The sequence below is a fragment of the Streptomyces sp. NPDC039430 genome, from assembly GCF_055639435.1.
In genome coordinates this window covers 1-16234 of sequence record NZ_JBVKAK010000004.1, presented here as the reverse complement: position 1 = coordinate 16234, position 16234 = coordinate 1, and the positions used below count along the sequence as shown (strand labels likewise).

Sequence of the window (16234 nt, the reverse complement as noted above, 5' to 3'; positions counted from 1 at the left end):
GCCGGGCCGTTCCCGGTCCCCGGAAGGCCCCGGCGGGCAGCCCCGGCCGCGCGCGGGCGGAGTTGTACGGGCGGTTCCGCCGTGGCGCGGCCGGGGCTGATGCCGGCCGGGCCGTGGTGGCGCACCGGGGCCGTGCGGGAGGGTTCCGTGGTGGTGCGGCCGGGGGTGTGCGGGCGTGGGCCGTGGTGGTGCGGGCTGTATGCGGCGGGGCGGTCGGTGGGCGGGGCGGGGCGGGCGGCGTGTGTGTGGCGTGGCGGGTGGGGTGTGCCACGGCGGCGGTCCGCCGCTCCGCGCCCCGCTGCCCGCCGCCCCGCGGGGGTGCGGGGTGCGCGTCACGCGGTCCGGCGGCCCGGTCCGCGGGGATGCGGGGTGCCGGGCCGCGCGTTCCCCGTCCGGGGTCGCGGGGGAGGGGCCGCCGCGCCGCGCGTTCCGGCATCCGGTCTGCGGGGGTGCGGGGTGCCGCGCCGTGCGTTCCGGCGTCCGGGTTCGTGGGCGGGGGTGCCGGGTTCGCTGGGGAGGGCGGGGGCGGGGTGGTGTGTTTCTCCGGCCTGTCGGGGGTGTTTCCGGGGCGTGGGCCCCGGTGCGGGTGGGGCCGGCCGGTCCTCTGGGGGTTTGCCGGGCGGGCGCGGGAAGGAAGGGGCCACAAGAAGGCAGAAAACCGCATGGGCGGTTTGTTGTTCTGGTGGGGTGCCGGGAGGTGGTGCCGGGGGTGTGGGGAGGCCTGCTGCGGTCCGGGTGGCCGGGTGGCCGGGTGGCCGGGTGGCGGCGGGGGTGGGCGGGTGTGCGGGTGGGGCCGGCCGTCCGGTGCCGGTTGCGGTGCCTGTCCGGGCGTTCGCCGGTCTGTGGCGCCGTGGAACGGGCACGCCGATCCGTCCGTCCCGGTCTGCGGGGCGGTCCGCCCTCCGTGGGTCATGAACGCCGGGCCCCGGTGCGGGGGTGCCCCGTATCCGGGGTGCCGCCGCCCGGCCGGGGTCCGGCAGCCGGGAGATGTGTGATGGTCAAGCAGGACCGTGCGGCCCGTACGCGCCAGTCGTTGATCCGTGCCGGCGCGGAGGTGTATGCGCGGGAGGGGTTCGCGCCCGCTTCGCTGTCGGTGATCAGCCGGCGGGCGGGGGTCGGCAATGGCGCGCTGCACTTCCACTTCCACTTCCACTTCGCGAGCAAGAGGGCGCTCGCCCGGGCTGTCGGGGACGAGGCGGCGCGGACCGTGCGCCGTAGCACCGCCCCCCGCACCGGACGCGTCCGGTGCGGGGGGCGGTGCCCTGCAGGCGCTGGTGGACGCGACGCACGAGCTGATGGGCCGGCTCGCCGACGGCATCGTGGTGCGGGCCGGTTTCGGGCTGGGCGGTGACCTGGCCCGGGAGGAGAGCCCCGGCCTCGGGCGGGAGGTGGGGGCGGTGGATCGAGGACACCCTGTGGCGGGCGGAGCGGGAGGGCGCGCTGGCCGAAGGGGTGTCGCCGGACGGCGCCGCGCCCGCCATCCTGGCGGCGACCGTGGGCTTCGAGGTCCTCGGCGCCGAGGACGCGGCGTGGTTGTCGGCACAGAGGGTCACGGGCTTCTGGGGCCTGGTGCTGCCGGGACTGGTGGGCCGGTCGCACCAGGAACCGGTCCGCCCCTCACCGGCCCCCGCCCGCGGCGACGGCACCCAGGCGCTGCCCGTCCCCCCGGCGGGCAGCGCCTTACCGCCCGCCCTCCCGGCGGACAGTGCCGTCCCGGCCGCTCTTCCGGCGGGCGGCGCCGTCCGGCCTGTTCTCCCGGCGGAGGCCGCCGTGCCGGCCGCCCCCCCCGGCGGACGGTGCTGTCCCGCCCGTTTTCCCGGCGGACGGTGCCGTCCCGCCGCCCGTCCGCCGGGCAGAAGCCGCCGTACCGCCTGTCCACCCGGCGGACGGTGCCGTACCGCCCGTTCTCCCGGCGGAGGCCGCCGTACCGCCCTGTCCTCCCGGCGGACGGCGCCTCACCGCCCGTCCGCCAAGCGGAGGCCGCCGTACCGCCCTGTCCTCCCGGTGGACGGCGCCTCACCGCCCGTCCGCCGGGTGGGGGCCGCTGTGCCGCCCGTTCTCCCGGCGGAGGGTGCCGTCCGGCCTGTTCTTCCGGCGGGCGGTGCTGTGCCGCCGCCTGTTCCTCCGGCGTGGTGAGTGTGCTGGTGCGGGGGCGCGCCGTGGGGTGAGGGTCCCGGGGCCGGGGCCCCACAATAAAAAACAGCGCGGACGGTTTGATATTGACAAACCGTCCGTCCTGTTTTTTACTCGGGGGTACTCCGGAGTGCTGACGGTGTATACGCGGACAACAGGGGAGACAGCGTGGATATCGATGTACTGGGTGCGTTGGCGGCCCGTGAGAACGGGCTCTCGGTGACGCCGACGGCGCCGAAGCCGCGTCAGGTCCTGGCCCTGCTGGCCCTGCACGCCGACCAGGCCGTGCCGGTGGCGCTGCTGATCGAGGAACTCTGGGGCGGCAGGCCGCCGCGCAGTGCGCGTACCACCCTGCAGACCTACGTACTGCAGCTGCGTGAACTCATCTCGACGGCCCTGCACCGCGATCCGGGGAACGCCGCCGCGGGGCGCACCGCCAAGGACGTCCTGGCCACCTCGCCCGGCGGCTACATACTGCACACCTCCGGCGGTGTCTGTGACGCCCGCGAGTTCGAGCACCTGGCCGGCAGCGGATACCGCGCCATGGACGCCGGTGACTTCCCCGGCGCCGCCCGCCAGCTCCGCGAGGCCCTGGGCCTGTGGCGCGGCGGCGCCCTGGCCGACGTCCAGGCCGGAGTGCAGGTGCAGATGGAGGTCCGCCGCCTGGAGGAGTCCCGCCTGTGCGCCCTGGACCAGCGCATCGAGGCCGACCTGCGCCTCGGGCGGCACCGTGAACTCCTCGGTGAACTCACCGTGCTCGTACAGCGCCACCGCACCCACGAGACCCTGCACGGCCAGCTCATGGTCGCCCTGCACCGCTCCGGCCGCCGCAGCGAGGCACTCGGCGTCTACCAGCGGCTGCGTAGCGCCCTCGTCCGCGAGCTGGGCCTGGAACCCTCCGCGGGACTGCGCCGGCTGCAGCGCTCGGTCCTGACGTCCGGGCCGGAACTCGCGCCCGAACCCGCGCGGGCCGCGGGAGAACGCCTCAGCCGCGTCGGCTGACCAGGCGTCACATCGCCCCCGGGAACCAGAGGGAGAGGGAGAGTACCCGCTATGCAGGCCAGGTCGGAACGGACCCGCCGCGGCCTCGTCCGCGCGGGCGCGGACATGTTCGACCGCAAGGGATACGCCGAAGCGACGCTGGGACAGATCGCCGCCTCGGCCGGGGTGACCAAGGGAGCGCTGTACTTCCACTTCGCCTCCAAGGACGGTCTCGTCGACGCCGTCGAGGAATGCGCCCGGACACTGCTGCGCGACTTCGTCGGCGCCCAGCGGCAGCAGAACGCCCCACCGGTGCAGTCCCTCATCGACCTCACCCATCTGCTGGCCCGCGCGCTGCGGCAGGACCCGGTGCTGCGCGCCAGCTTCCGGATCGCCCACGAATGCGCCGGAGGCCGCCCCTCCGCCGGGGACTTCCACCAGCCGTGGACCACCGAGGCACGGGACCTGCTCGTCCGGGCCCGCGCCCAGGGCCTGCTGCGCGAACGGCAGCCGTGGGAGGGCCTGCAGACGCTGGTCTGCGCCGCGGTCTGCGGCATCGCGGTCCTCGCCGCGACCGGATCACCGCACCTCGACGCCGGCTGCGGCACCACGGGAGTGTGGGACCAGCTGCTGCCGGCCCTCGTGCCCGCCACCGACCTCGCCCGGTACCGCACCGGCCCGCCCGAGGACACCCCCGCCGCCCATGACCCGGACCACGCCCCCACCCGTTCAACGGAACGCGCCGCCGCCCGTTGAACGGGACCGTGGTGCCGGTCGTTCGGCGGACCGTGCCGTCGCCCGTTGAACGGACCACGCCGCCGCTCGTCCAACGGACCTTGCTGCCCCCCGTTGAACGGGACCACGCCGCCACCCCGTGATGCGGACCGTGCCGCTCCCCTGTTGAACGGGACCTTGGCGCCGGTCGTCCAGCGGACCGTGCCGTCGCCCGTTGAACGGGACCGTGCCGGGGCCGGTGGTGATGTGCCCCCCCGCGGCCCGGGCACCGGGCCCGGTGCCCGGGCGGTGAGGTGGTCCAGGGCCGCCAGGAAACCGGCCCGGCCGGTGGCCTCACGGACATGGCGCGGCCGAAGAGCGAACGGCCCCGGCCCCGAGCGGCCTTTCCGCGTCCCGGGCCTGACCCGCTCCTGACGGCCGCGTACGCCGCCACCGCGGTGGTGGCCCATCAGGCCGGAGCGGAAAATAGCCGCCGGCCCCGTGCTCCCGGGCCCGGGTGACGGCCCGGTCCACGACGAGCGTGCGGCGTCATGGCGTTCGCGGGCGCCGTGCCGGCGCAGCAGGCGGAGGCGGCGACGGAACCGTCCGGCAACGGCCGCCGGTAGTGGCCGGGCACGACTTGCCGGGGACGGACAGGCCGGCCCGGCCGCTCACCACGGTGTGGTGGTGGACGATGCCCATGACCGTGCGCAGCCCGGTGCCGTTCAGCGACTGCACCATCCGCCGGAACCCGGCCGTACGGCGGCTCCCCACCGGGTGCCAGGCGCAGGAGCCCTCCGGCACGGTGTAATACCGCGGCACGCAGCCCCTGGCTGTACGCGTCCTTCGCGGCGCTCCGCGCCACACGCCCGCTGCCGGGCCGGGTCCGCCACGTACAGCTTCCCTCAAGGCGCAGCCGGGCATGGCCTGTCCGGTGGCGCGCCCCGGGGGTCGTGCCGGTGCCGAAGACCGGCAGGAGACGGACGCGGGAATGCCGGAGTCCGCCGGCCGCGCCGGCCGTGATCGCGAGGCCGTTGCGGCGCCGATGACCGTACCGGTACGCGGTGACCGTACCGGTACGCGGTGACCGTACCGGTACGCGGTGACGGTCTGGGCGCCGAGCGTGCAGAAGGCCGTCACCGACAAGGTGACCGATCCCTGCCCGGCCCGCGCCCACCACGGACTTGGCCCGCGGTCTCGTGGCGGACCCCGGCCCCTCACGGAGCGAACGCGGCCTGCCGGCCCCCCCGGTGCCGCCGGGCAGCACCCCCCTCCGCGACGGCATCCGGACCGCCCCCGTGTCACAGCCCCCGCCCGCCGCAACCCGGCCCCGGCCCCGAAATCGCCACCGAAACCGCCGCCGAAACCGTCACCGGAGTGCTGCTCCGGCCCGCCCGTGTCACCGAAGCGCCTCCGGATACGCCCGCCCTGCGCCCAGGCCGCCGGCGCCCCCGGACCCTCTCGCCTCCCGGTCCTTCACCTCACGGGCCTTCACCTTCCGGACTCTCTCGTCTCCCGGTCCGGGCCGGCTGTCCCGGGGGGCCGGGATGGGGGTTGACCGGCGGCTTATCAGGCGGCGGGGCGGGCCGGAAAGCGGCCTTGGACCGAGTGTTGAGTGCCTCTCCAGGGCCCTCGGTGATACTGGCCTGGCGAAGAAACATCAGCAGGGGGAGGCAAGCAAATTGGGAATCCAGTCGCTGTGCCAGGCCGCGGAGTGCCTCGGGGACCGCCGCTCCGGGCGTTTGCGGTCACGGCCCGCCGTCGCGGGGCTGAGGCTGTGCCGCGTGTGTCATGACCGGCTCCGTGACCAGTTGCTCGGCCTGCCCGGCCTCTACGACAGCTGCGAGGAGGAACTGACGCCCGCCCGGCCCGCCCTGACCGAACGTGTCAGTTCCGGAAGCCCGCGCCAGGGCGTCCGTCTCAACGAAGCGGCCCTCGTCGCCCGGAGCGAACTGCTGCCCGTGCTCGCCTCCTGGGCCGGACTCATCGTCACCCAGCGCAAGGTGGCCGGACCCCGCCGCCGCGCGGCCGGCCCGCTCGCCGCCTTCCTGCGGCTGCACCTCGACTGGCTGGCCGCCCACCCGGCCGCCGCGGAGTTCGCCGCGGAGATCCTGCGGGTCACCAACCTCGCCCGCTCCGTGCTCCGGCCCCAGCCGGTGGTCCGCCCGGAACTGGGAGCCTGCCCGATGGACGGCTGCACGGCGCAGGTACGGGCCGTGCAGCGCGGCGCGGACCGCAGCCACACCGTGGGGTGCGCCGACGGACACGTCGTCCCGCCGCACCAGTGGATGCTGCTCCGCAGCCGCACCGCCTGAACCCACCCACCCCGGCACCAGCAGCCACCCGCACCAGCCCCCCTAAGCCCGGCCCCCTAAGCCCGGCCCCGTACGACCGGCCCTGTACGAGCAGCTGTACGAGCGGTCCCGTACGAGCAGCCTCGTACCGGCCGCCTGTACCAGCAGCCCCCTACCAGCAGCCCCGTACGGGCCACCCGTACGAACAGTCCCGTACGACCGGCCTCGTACCGGCCACCCGTACACCCCCCGTAACACTCCCCGTACCAGCAGTGCCGTACGGGGAGTCAGCAGAGGAACCAGCACGAAGGAAGGTGCTCCCATGCCCGTCACCACCGGCTCTCGTCCCCGCACGGTGCCCACGCAGCTTGCCGCCATGGCCGCCGGGGTTCCCGAGGCCACCATCCGTAAGTGGGCCAGCCGGGGCAAGCTCACCCGCTACGGCCGGCCCGGCCGGGCCGAGTACTCGGTCCAGGAGCTGATCGAACTCGTCGCCCGGCGCGCCGCCGCCTGACCGTCCCGTCCCGGCGCCCCGCGCCCGGCCTTCCGGCGCCTGACCGCCCCCGCGCTGCCCTCGCGCCGCGCTGCCCTCGCGCCGCGCTGCCCTCGCGCCGCGCTGCCCTCGCGCCGCGCTGCCCTCGCGCCGCGCTGCCCTCGCGCCGCGCTGCCCCCGCCCCGCCCCGCCCCGCGCGGCGCTGCGCTGCGCCGTGCCCGGGTTTCCGGCGTCCGCCCAGGCCCCGCGGCCCCCCCCCCGCGCCCGCCCAGGTCTCCGGCAGCCCGCCGGGCCCCTTCTGGGGGCCTGGCGGGCGGGCGTGGTCTTACCAGGTGACCGGGAGCCGGTGCACGCCGTAGATGCTCATCCCGCTGCGCATCGGGATGTCCTCGGCGGGCACGGCCAGCCGCAGTTGCGGGAATTCCCGCAGCAGTTCCCGGAAGCCGATACGCATCTCGATCCGGGCGAGCTGCTGTCCCAGGCACTGGTGGATGCCGTGCCCGAACGCCAGATGCCCGTTCGCGGGCGCCGTGATGTCCAGCCGCTGCGGGGTGGGGAACTTCTTCGGGTCGTGGTTGGCGGCCGTCACGGACACCGTGACCACCTCGCCCGCTCTGACGGTGCGTCCGCCCAGTTCCACGTCCTCCAGCGCGGCCCGTACCAGACCGACGTGCATGATGCTCAGATGGCGCAGCAGTTCCTCGACGGCGTTGTCCGTCAGTTCCGGCCTGTCGCGCAGCAGCCGCAGCTGATCGGGGTGGCGCAGCAGCGCGAATGTGCCCAGGGCGAGCATGTTCGCGGTGGTCTCGTGGCCGGCCACCAGGAGCAGCAGCACGATGCCGATCAGTTCCTCGTCGTTCAGGTCGCTTCCCGACACCAGGCCGCTCAGCAGGTCGTCGGTGGGCCGGGCGCGTTTGCGGGCCAGCAGTTCGGAGAGGTAGCCGACCAGCGCCCCGAACGCCTGCTGGATCTCTTCCACGCTCTGTCCGAGATCGAAGATCGCCGATGAGTGCCGCTGGAAGAAGTCGTTGTCCTCGTAGGGGACGCCGAGCAGTTCGCAGATGACCAGGGAGGGAATGGGCAGCGCGAAGTCGGCCACCAGTTCGGCACTGTTGCCGCCCTGGCGCATGGCCGCCAGCCGCTGCGCGGTGATCTCCTCGATCCGGGCCTCCAGCAGTTTCATCCGGCGCACGGTGAACTGGCCGGTCAGCTGCTTGCGGTAGCGGGTGTGCTCCGGGGGGTCCATGAAGATGAACGCGCCCGGCCGGGCGGGCTCGGGCTCCGCCAGGCCGTAGGGCACCGGGGAGCGCTGCAGTTCGCCGCGGGCGCTGAACCGGTTGTCGGTGAGGACCGATTTGGCCAGCGCGTGGTCCGTGACGAGCCAGCCCACCGAACCGTCCGGGTAGGCCAGCGGGCTCACCGGGTCCTGCTCGCGCAGGCGTCCCAGCTCGGCGGGCGGGGTGAAGGGGCAGGTGCGCTCCAGCGGCAGCGGACGCGCCGCGGAGGGCGGAGTGGGGGAAACTTCGCTGAGGGCAGTCATTTTCTCTCCTGATCGGGTGGGGGGAGGCGCCGGGCCGCGCACAGGCGTGGCCCGGGGGAATCACAGTGAGCCGTACCGCTTCCGGCGGTCAGCCGGAAAGAGCCAGCGCCCCCGACGGGCAGGTGGCCACCGCGTCGCGGACGGCCTCCTCGTGCTCCGCGGGGATCGCCCCCGCGATGAGCAACCGCACTTCACCGGTCGTTTCGTTCTGGTCGAACACGGCCTCCGAGGCAAGCACACACTGCCCCGCACCCATGCAGCGCCCCGAGTCGATCTCGATCCGCATTGCTCTCCTTCTCCACTGGTTGTGTGGTGCGGCCCTGGGCCGCCACCGGTTCTCGGACGCCACTGGCACGTGACGGCCACGGGTTCTCGGACGGCCACGGGTTCTCGGACGGTCACCGGCACTCGGCTGTCACTGGCACGTGACGGCCACGGGTTCTGGACCGCTGCTGGTCCCGTCCGGCACCGGCACGTGTCCGGCACTGGCACGTGCCAGTGCCGGCACGCGGCCGCTACTGGTTCTGGAATACGCGCCGGCCCAGGGCAACCGCCCCGGCCACCTCCGCGTGACTGGGCGCCGCAGGCGCGGCGGGCCGCCAGCCCGAGGCCCATACCGCCTGCAGCCGCTGCCTGATCTCCGGGACATCCAGGCTCTCCAGCGGCTCCAGCAGGTTGACGCAGCGCTGCGCGGCCTGCCACAGCACCGGGTCCCGCTCGCCCGCCTCCACGAGCAGGAACGGGTTCACCGACGGCACACCCGGGGCCGCCGGCACCGGCGCCCCCGACAGGGCTGCCTCCCACAGCCGGGTACGCGCGATGTCCGCCTGTACCGAGTCGTCGAACAGGGGCCTGACCCAGCTCAGGGCCTGCGCGGTGACCTCGGGCGCGAGCCCCGGCAGGTCGTCCGGCGCCTGCGCGAACGCGTCGGCGAGCCGCGCCGCACCGTGCAGGGCCACCGACGCGCCGCGCCCGAACGCCGGGTCCGTCGTGCACAGGGCATCACCCAGGACGAAATACCCGGCCGGGGCCTGCTCGGTGAGCGAGCGCAGGCAGTTGCGCAGCCCCGCCATCGGCACCACCTCGGTCACCGGCTCGCTCACCTCCCCGGCCAGCCACGGCGCGAACTCGGGGAACAGCCCGGCCGCCCGGTCGAAACTCTCCGTGTCCCGCAGCGCCTTGAGCGAGTCGTCGTCCGGCAGCCGGGCCAGGCCGATCGCGAAGGTCCGGTTGTCGTGGTAGAACAGCCCCGCCCCGAAACCCACCCCGGCCACCATGGAGGTCACCCCGCGCTGCAGCGCGGGCCGGGCCACCCCCTCACGCAGCCGGAAGAACCGGGTGTTGTAGACGACCCCGCACTCCACCTCCTGTTCCAGCCGCGTGAAGTCCTCCCGCAGCGGGGAACGGCGCCCGGCCGCGTCGATCAGCACGTCCGCCTCCAGGAGCCCGCCCCGCACATGGACCCCGCGGATCCGCCCGCCCGCGACATCGGCCCGGCGCACCGACGTGCCGTACCGCAGCTCGACACCCGCCTCCCTGACCAGCGCACGATGCAGCGCCCACTCCACCACCGGCCGCCGGGCGGCGAGGACCGCCAGGTCCGGGTCACCGCCGCCGGTGCCCGACGGCGTCGCGACACTGATGTCCTCCACACCGTGGGCGAGGAGATCCTCGTACACGTCGGACAGCCGCGCCCGCAGCTCCTTGCGGAACAGGCCCAGGAACGTGTGCAGCTGACGCATCTGCGGGGCACCGGGCCGATTCCAGTGCCACATGTCGGCGAGATCCCGGGGCGGGGCCTGGTCACGTTCGAGGAGCGTGACCCGCAGCCCCCCGCGGGCCAGCAGCAGCGCCGCGGACAGCCCGGCGATCCCACCGCCCATCACCACGACCCGGCGGCCGTTTGTCGCACTCATCTTCTCCCTGCCTTTCCTGGGCGGTACCCGCTCATACGGCGAGGTCGCCGAACACGGCGTCCAGCGCCTTGTCGATCTCGGACTCGGTCAGTTCAGCGGCTGCGCGCAGCGCCTGCCCGGCGCCGTTCTCCGGCGCTGTGCGGCCCTGCTGGGCCAGGACGACGAGCTGGGCCAGCAGCCCGCTCTCGCGCAGCAGCGCCGGGTCGACCCTGGCGAGTGCCCACCGCGCGGCCGCCGCCGGCTCCTCGGGCGGGCCCTCCGGCGCCGCCTCGCCGAACGCCAGCCTGCGGTGCAGGTATTCGGCGATCGCCTTGGGTGTCGGATAGTCGAACGCCAGCGTGCTGGGCATGTCGCTGCCGGTACGGCGCGCGATGCGGTTCTTCAGCTCCACCGACATCAGCGAGTCGAGCCCCAGCTCCTTGAGCGGCTTGTCCGCCCCCACGGACTGCAGGCCGGGCAGCCCGGCCGCGGCGGCGGCCTCCGTCCGCACGAACTCCACCAGTGCCGCCAGGCGTTCGCCGGCCTCCAGCGCCGCGAGCCGGCCCATGAGACCCGAACCCGAATCCCCCGCCCCCGCCCCCGTCTCCGCCTGCCGCAGCTGCGGCAGGACGAGAGCCCGGAACAGCGGCGGGATCCCGGCCCCGGCCTCCCCCTGCAGCGCCCCGAGATCGAACTTCACCGCAACCAGCTGGCTCTCGGGCCGCTTCAACGCCGCGTCCAGCAGCGAGAACCCCTCACCCGCACCCAGCGCCCCGGCCCCACCGCGCTGCATACGGGCGAGGTCGGCATGGGTGAGATGCGCGGTCATACCGGTGCCATCCTGCTGCCACAGGCCCCAGGCGAGGCTGGTGGCGGGCAGGCCCTGGGTCTGCCGGTGCGCGGCGAGCGCGTCGAGACAGGCGTTGGCGGCGGCGTAGGTGCTCTGTCCGGGGGAGCCGAGGGTGCCGGCGGCGGAGGAGAACAGCACGAACGCGGCAAGATCATGGGCCTGGGTGAGACGGTGCAGATGCAGCGCCCCGTCGGCCTTCGGAGCGAAGACCCGGGCCAGACGTTCGGGACTCTGCCCCGTGACGAGGCCGTCGTCGAGGACACCGGCGAGGTGATAGACCGCCGTCAGCGGCCGGTCCAGACCGCCGATCAGAGCGGCGGCCTGCCGCTCGTCACCGATGTCGCACGCGCGGATCTCGACCGACACCGCCCCCGACTCCCGCAGCTCACCCACGAGATCGTCCGCGCCGGGGGCGTCGGGTCCCCGGCGTGAGGTGAGGACGAGGTGGCGTGCGTCGTGGTGGCGTACGAGGTGGTGGGCGAGCTGGCGGCCCAGCCCTCCGGTGCCGCCGGTGATGAGGACGGTCCCCTCCCGATCGGGGGCCTGGGGGGTGGTGAGGACGATCTTGCCGGTGTGACGGCCCTGCGCCATATGACGGAAGGCGTCGGGAGCATGACGCACGTCGTAGGCGTGGAACGGCAACGGCGTGAGCACACCGGCCGTGAACAGCGCCGCCAGCTCCCGCAGAATCTCCTGGATACGCTCCGCACCCGCCTCCATCAGATCGAACGCCTGGTACGACACACCCGCGTGAGCGGCCGAGACCTCCTCCGCGTCACGGATATCGGTCTTGCCCATTTCGAGGAAGCGGCCGCCGCCGGCCAGGAGCCCCAGGGAGGCGTCGACGTACTCATGAGCCAGCGAGTTGAGGACCACATCGATGGACCGGCCGGCCCAGGCAGCCGCGAAACCGGTGTCACGGGACGAGGCGATACGGTCCTCACCGAGACCCATCCGGCGCAGGGTGTCCCACTTGCCGGTGCTGGCGGTGCCGTAGACCTCGGCGCCCAGGTGCCGGGCGAGCTGGACCGCGGCCATGCCGACACCGCCGGCGGCCGCGTGCACCAGCACCTTCTCCCCGGCCCGCAGCCCGCCCAGATCCACCAGACCCCGATACGCCGTCAGGAACGTCAGCGGCACCGTCGCGGCCTCGGCGTAACTCAGCGCATCCGGGATACGGGTCATCACCCGCGCATCAGCACGGACCTCGGTGCCGAACGTGCCCACGGCCAGCCCCATCACCCGGTCACCCACCACCAGATGCGTCACACCGGAACCGGTCTCGACGACCTCGCCGGCGCACTCCAGGCCCAGCTTCGGCGCGTGCACCATGTCCAGGGCGTTGAGCACGTCACGGAAGTTCAGGCCACTGGCCCGCACCCGTACCCGCACCTCCAGCGGACCCAGCGGCCGCGCCGTCTCCACCGCGACGAACTCGAACGCGTCCAGCCGCCCCTTCTCCCGCACATCCAGGGCCCACGGACCCTCCAGCGCCTCCGGCGCGAGCAGCGCACCGCGCGACGCCCGCACCAGCCGGGACGCGAACGCCGCGTCCCCGCGCAACACCAGCTCCGGCTCACCCCCCGCGCCCACACCGGCCGCGACGAGCCCCGGCTGCCGGGCATCGGCACCGACATCGACCAGCCGCAGCACCCGCCCCGGCTGCTCCGCCCGCACCGCGCGGACCAGCCCCCACACCGCGGCCAGCTCCGGCGCCGTCACCGCATCGTCCGGACGGGCACTCACAGCACCCGACGTCACCCACACAATCTCGGTGTCCACCAGACCCGGGTCGGCCAACAGCCGCTGAACCAGCTCCAGTTCCACCCCGGCGGCCAACTCGGCACGCCCCTGCCCCGCACAACCCCCGGCAGGCCCGGCAGGCCCGGCAGGCCCGGCGGGCCCGGCCGAACGGTCCACGACAACACGCCGCGGCGCGTCCTCGCCACCCGGCAGCTCCGCCAGATCCGCCACGGCCACCGCACCCAGCGCATCCGACAGCCACCCCGCCGCACCCAGCAGCACCGTCCCCGCCGTCCCCGGCACGGACGCCGCCGTCCCCGGCACGGACGCCGCCGTCCCCGGCACGGACGCCGCCGGCTCCGTCAGCTCCACCTGCTGGAACTCCACGCGGTATAGATGGTCCGCGGACCCCCCGCGCACCCCCCGCAGCTGCTCGGCCGACGCACGCTGCAGATCCAGCCCGCCCGCCCGCGCCACCGGCCGGCCGGCCGGGTCGGCCAGCAGCACGCGGGCCCGGCCCGGCGCACCGTCCACGCCCTCCTCCAGCTCGACCCGGACCAGGAACTCCGTACCACCAGTCGCGTACAGCTCCACATCAGTCCACGCGAACGGCAGCAGCACACCGTCCCCGTCCCCGTCCCGCGCACCCTCCCCGTCCCCCTGCGGCGCCACGCCCGCCAGCGCGTGCAGCGCGGCATCGAACAGCGCCGGATGCACACCAAAACCACTGACATCGAGACCGCCCGCCACCTCCCGCGGCAGCACAACACGCCCGTACGCGACCCGGCCACGCCGCGACAGCTCACTCAGCCCACGGAACTCGGGACCGTAGCGGACCCCCCGCTGCGCCATCCGCTCGTAGAAGCCGCCCAGGTCGACCGGCTCGGCCCCCCGCACCGGCCACCGGCCCAGCTCGGCGAACACCTCACCGGCCCGCGCCGGAGCATCATCCAGCTCACCCTCCGCGTGCAGCGTCCACACCTGCTCGTCGGCCGCGTCCTCGGGCTGGCTGTAGACGGAGAGAGCACGCAGCCCCTGCGCGCCCCGGCCGCCGACACGCACCTGCAGCCGGACGGCGCCACCCTCCTCCAGCACCAGCGGCCTGGCCAGCGTCAGCCCCGCGACCCGGGCCGCACCGACCGCACGGGCCGCGGCCCACGCCAGGTCGAGCAGCCCCGTGCCGGGCAGCAGCACCGTGCCGAACACCGCGTGCCCGGCCAGCCACGGATGATCCGCCGCGGACAGCCGCCCGGACAGCACATGCCCGTCACCGCCCGCCAGCACCGACGCCGCGCTCAGCCACGCGTGCCCGCCGGGCCGCAGACCCGAACCCCGCACATCACCCGAGGACGCCGCCGCCTCCAGCCAGTACCGCTCATGCTGGAACACATACGTCGGCAGACCCAGGCCCAGACCCGGACTCAGGCCCGGGCCCGGGCCGTGTGCCGGGGAACCGCCCGGCACAGCACCCCAGTCGACCCGCTGGCCGGACACGTGCAGAAGCGCCAGCGCGGCCCGCAGCGACCGCGGCTCGTCGCCGTCCTTGCGCCGCGACGCCACGAAGACCGCATCGCCCGCGCACGCGGCACCCATCGCGGACAGCACACCCGCGGGACCGCACTCCAGGAACCGGCCCAGACCCCGCTCCCGCAGCGTGGCGATCACATCGGTGAACCGCACCGCCTCACGCGCCTGGCGCACCCAGTGCCCGGGGGCACGCACACCCGCACCGGCCTGCGTGTCCGTACCGGACCAGAGCCCGGACACCGCATCCACCAGGGGAATACGCGGCGCCTTGAACCGGCACTCGGCCACGACCGCGGCGAACTCCTCCAGCATGCCGTCCATATGACCGCTGTGGAACGCGTGCGAGACGGACAGCCGCCGCACCCGGCGGCCCTGCCGCGCGAAGACGTCGGCGACAGCCTCGACCGCGCCCTCGTCACCACTGAGCACCGTCTGCGAAGGCGAGTTGAGAGCCGCGACACACACCTGGCCGCCGGCCTCGGCCAGCACCGCCAGCACCTCGCCCTCGGCCGCCTCCACGGACACCATCGCGCCCCCGGCCGGGCAGGCCTGCATCAGCCGGCCGCGCGCCACCACCAGCCGCGCCGCATCCGCCAGCGACAGCACACCGGCCACATGCGCGGCCGCGTACTCACCGATGGAATGACCCGACACCACCGCGGCGGTGACCCCCCACGACTCGAACAGCCGGTAGAGCGCCACCTCGTAGGCGAACAGCGCGGGCTGGGTGAACTCCGTCCGGTCGACGGCCTCACCGCCGGCGAACACCACCTCGGCCAACGACCGCCCCAGGTACGGATCGACGGCCGCGCACACCGCGTCGAACGCCGCCCGGAACACATCGAACCGCGCATACAACTCGCGCCCCATGCCCGCGTGCTGGCTCCCCTGACCGGTGAACAGCACCGCCAGCCCGCCCTCCACGGCCTCACCTTCGACCAGGCAGCGATGGGAATTGCCGGCCGCGAGCGCGCGGAGCGCCTCGGCGGCCTCGTCCACCGAGCCGGCCGCGACGGCGGCCCGGGCAGCGAAGTGCGTACGGTGCACAGCCGCGCCGGCCGCGATCGCGGGCAGCCCGGCCGGATCCTGCTCCACCAGCCAGGTGGCCCACCGTCCCGCCTGGACCCGCAGAGCCTCAGGAGTACGGGCCGACACGAGCAGGGGCAGCGCCTCCACCGGCTCCTCAACGACCGTGACCGGGGCCGTGACCGGGGCCGGGGGCGTGGTCGTGGTGGGGGTGGGTTCGGGTGCTTCTTCGAGGATGAGGTGGGCGTTGGTGCCGCTCAGCCCGAACGACGAGATCCCGGCCCGGCGCACCCGCTCCCCCCGCTCCCACGGCCGGGCGTCCTGCAGCAGTTCCAGGCCGCTGCTGTCCCATTCGATGTGGCTGCTCGGGCTGTCGGCGTGCAGCGTTTTGGGAAGGGTCTGGTGCTGGAGTGCGAGGACCATTTTGATGACGCCGGCGACACCGGCCGCTGCCTGGGCGTGGCCGATGTTCGACTTCGAGGAGCCCAGATACAGGGGCCGTGCGCTTTCGCGTCCGGGGCCGAAGATCTCGGCCAGTGCTCCGGCTTCGATGGGGTCGCCGAGGGGGGTGCCGGTGCCGTGGGCTTCGATGGCGTCGATGTCGGCGGGCGTGAGCCGCGCGGTGGCCAGGGCGTCCTGGATGACGCGTTGCTGGGCGGGCCCGTTGGGGGCGGTCAGGCCCTGGCTGCGGCCGTCCTGGTTGACGGCGGATCCCTTGATGACGGCGAGGATGTCGTCCCCGTCGCGCTGGGCTGCCGACAGACGTTTCAGGACCAGGACGCCCACACCTTCGGACCAGCCCGCGCCGTCCGCCTCGTCGGAGAAGCTCTTGCAGCGTCCGTCGGTGGCCATGCCTTTGAGGCGGGAGAATTCTACGAAGAGTGAGGGGGTGGACATGATGGTGACGCCGCCGGTGAGGGCGAGTTCGCATTCGTTGTTGTGCAGGGCGTTGATGGCGAGGTGGGTGGCGACGAGGGAGGAGGAGCAGGCGGTGTCGATGGTGAGTGCGGGGCCTTGGAGGCCGAGGGTGTAGGAGAT

9 protein-coding genes are annotated in these 16234 nt (G+C 74.3%); 5 read left to right on the top strand and 4 right to left on the bottom strand.

Annotation, left to right across the window (positions count from 1 at the left end):
• Window positions 1-199 precede the first annotated feature (199 nt).
• The 5 genes from ACZ7LS_RS11905 (at window position 200) to ACZ7LS_RS11885 (ending at window position 6636) form a co-directional block, all read left to right on the top strand.
• Window positions 200-1351 (top strand): TetR family transcriptional regulator, encoded by a 1152-nt coding sequence (locus ACZ7LS_RS11905; protein WP_469448317.1) that lies wholly within the window; start codon window positions 200-202, stop codon window positions 1349-1351.
• A gap of 950 nt (window positions 1352-2301) precedes the next feature.
• Window positions 2302-3135 (top strand): AfsR/SARP family transcriptional regulator, encoded by an 834-nt coding sequence (locus ACZ7LS_RS11900; RefSeq protein ID WP_382519414.1) that lies wholly within the window; start codon window positions 2302-2304, stop codon window positions 3133-3135.
• Between the two features lie 51 nt (window positions 3136-3186).
• Window positions 3187-3870 (top strand): ScbR family autoregulator-binding transcription factor, encoded by a 684-nt coding sequence (locus ACZ7LS_RS11895; protein WP_385137025.1) that lies wholly within the window; start codon window positions 3187-3189, stop codon window positions 3868-3870.
• Window positions 3871-5612: 1742 nt separating this feature from the next.
• Window positions 5613-6143, top strand: coding sequence for an OvmZ protein (locus ACZ7LS_RS11890; RefSeq protein ID WP_382519418.1), 531 nt, complete (start codon window positions 5613-5615; stop codon window positions 6141-6143).
• A gap of 301 nt (window positions 6144-6444) precedes the next feature.
• The gene (locus tag ACZ7LS_RS11885) at window positions 6445-6636 is read left to right on the top strand and encodes a hypothetical protein (protein WP_382519422.1); all 192 of its coding nucleotides are present in this window, start codon (window positions 6445-6447) and stop codon (window positions 6634-6636) included.
• 304 nt (window positions 6637-6940) lie between these two features.
• Here the strand turns inward: ACZ7LS_RS11885 and ACZ7LS_RS11880 are convergent, their stop codons facing one another.
• From ACZ7LS_RS11880 to ACZ7LS_RS11865, 4 genes are all read right to left on the bottom strand, one after another.
• Window positions 6941-8155, bottom strand: a complete 1215-nt coding sequence (locus tag ACZ7LS_RS11880) for a cytochrome P450 (protein ID WP_382519424.1) — start codon at window positions 8153-8155, stop codon at window positions 6941-6943.
• Between the two features lie 88 nt (window positions 8156-8243).
• The gene (locus ACZ7LS_RS11875) at window positions 8244-8441 is read right to left on the bottom strand and encodes a ferredoxin (protein WP_382519426.1); all 198 of its coding nucleotides are present in this window, start codon (window positions 8439-8441) and stop codon (window positions 8244-8246) included.
• A gap of 229 nt (window positions 8442-8670) precedes the next feature.
• Entirely contained in the window at window positions 8671-10071 is a 1401-nt protein-coding gene (locus ACZ7LS_RS11870) for an NAD(P)/FAD-dependent oxidoreductase (RefSeq protein ID WP_382519427.1), read from the bottom strand.
• Window positions 10072-10102: 31 nt separating this feature from the next.
• On the bottom strand, window positions 10103-16234 hold the full coding sequence (locus ACZ7LS_RS11865) for a type I polyketide synthase (RefSeq protein ID WP_385371547.1): 6132 nt from the start codon (window positions 16232-16234) through the stop codon (window positions 10103-10105).

Bases quoted from the DNA above. Each gene is read 5' to 3' on its own strand.
- ACZ7LS_RS11905 (WP_469448317.1), top strand. From the start codon at position 200: ATGCGGCGGGGCGGTCGGTGGGCGGGGCGGGGCGGGCGGCGTGTGTGT.
- ACZ7LS_RS11895 (WP_385137025.1), top strand. From the start codon at position 3,187: ATGCAGGCCAGGTCGGAACGGACCCGCCGCGGCCTCGTCCGCGCGGGC.
- ACZ7LS_RS11885 (WP_382519422.1), top strand. From the start codon at position 6,445: ATGCCCGTCACCACCGGCTCTCGTCCCCGCACGGTGCCCACGCAGCTT.
- ACZ7LS_RS11880 (WP_382519424.1), bottom strand. From the start codon at position 8,155: ATGACTGCCCTCAGCGAAGTTTCCCCCACTCCGCCCTCCGCGGCGCGT.
- ACZ7LS_RS11875 (WP_382519426.1), bottom strand. From the start codon at position 8,441: ATGCGGATCGAGATCGACTCGGGGCGCTGCATGGGTGCGGGGCAGTGT.
- ACZ7LS_RS11870 (WP_382519427.1), bottom strand. From the start codon at position 10,071: ATGAGTGCGACAAACGGCCGCCGGGTCGTGGTGATGGGCGGTGGGATC.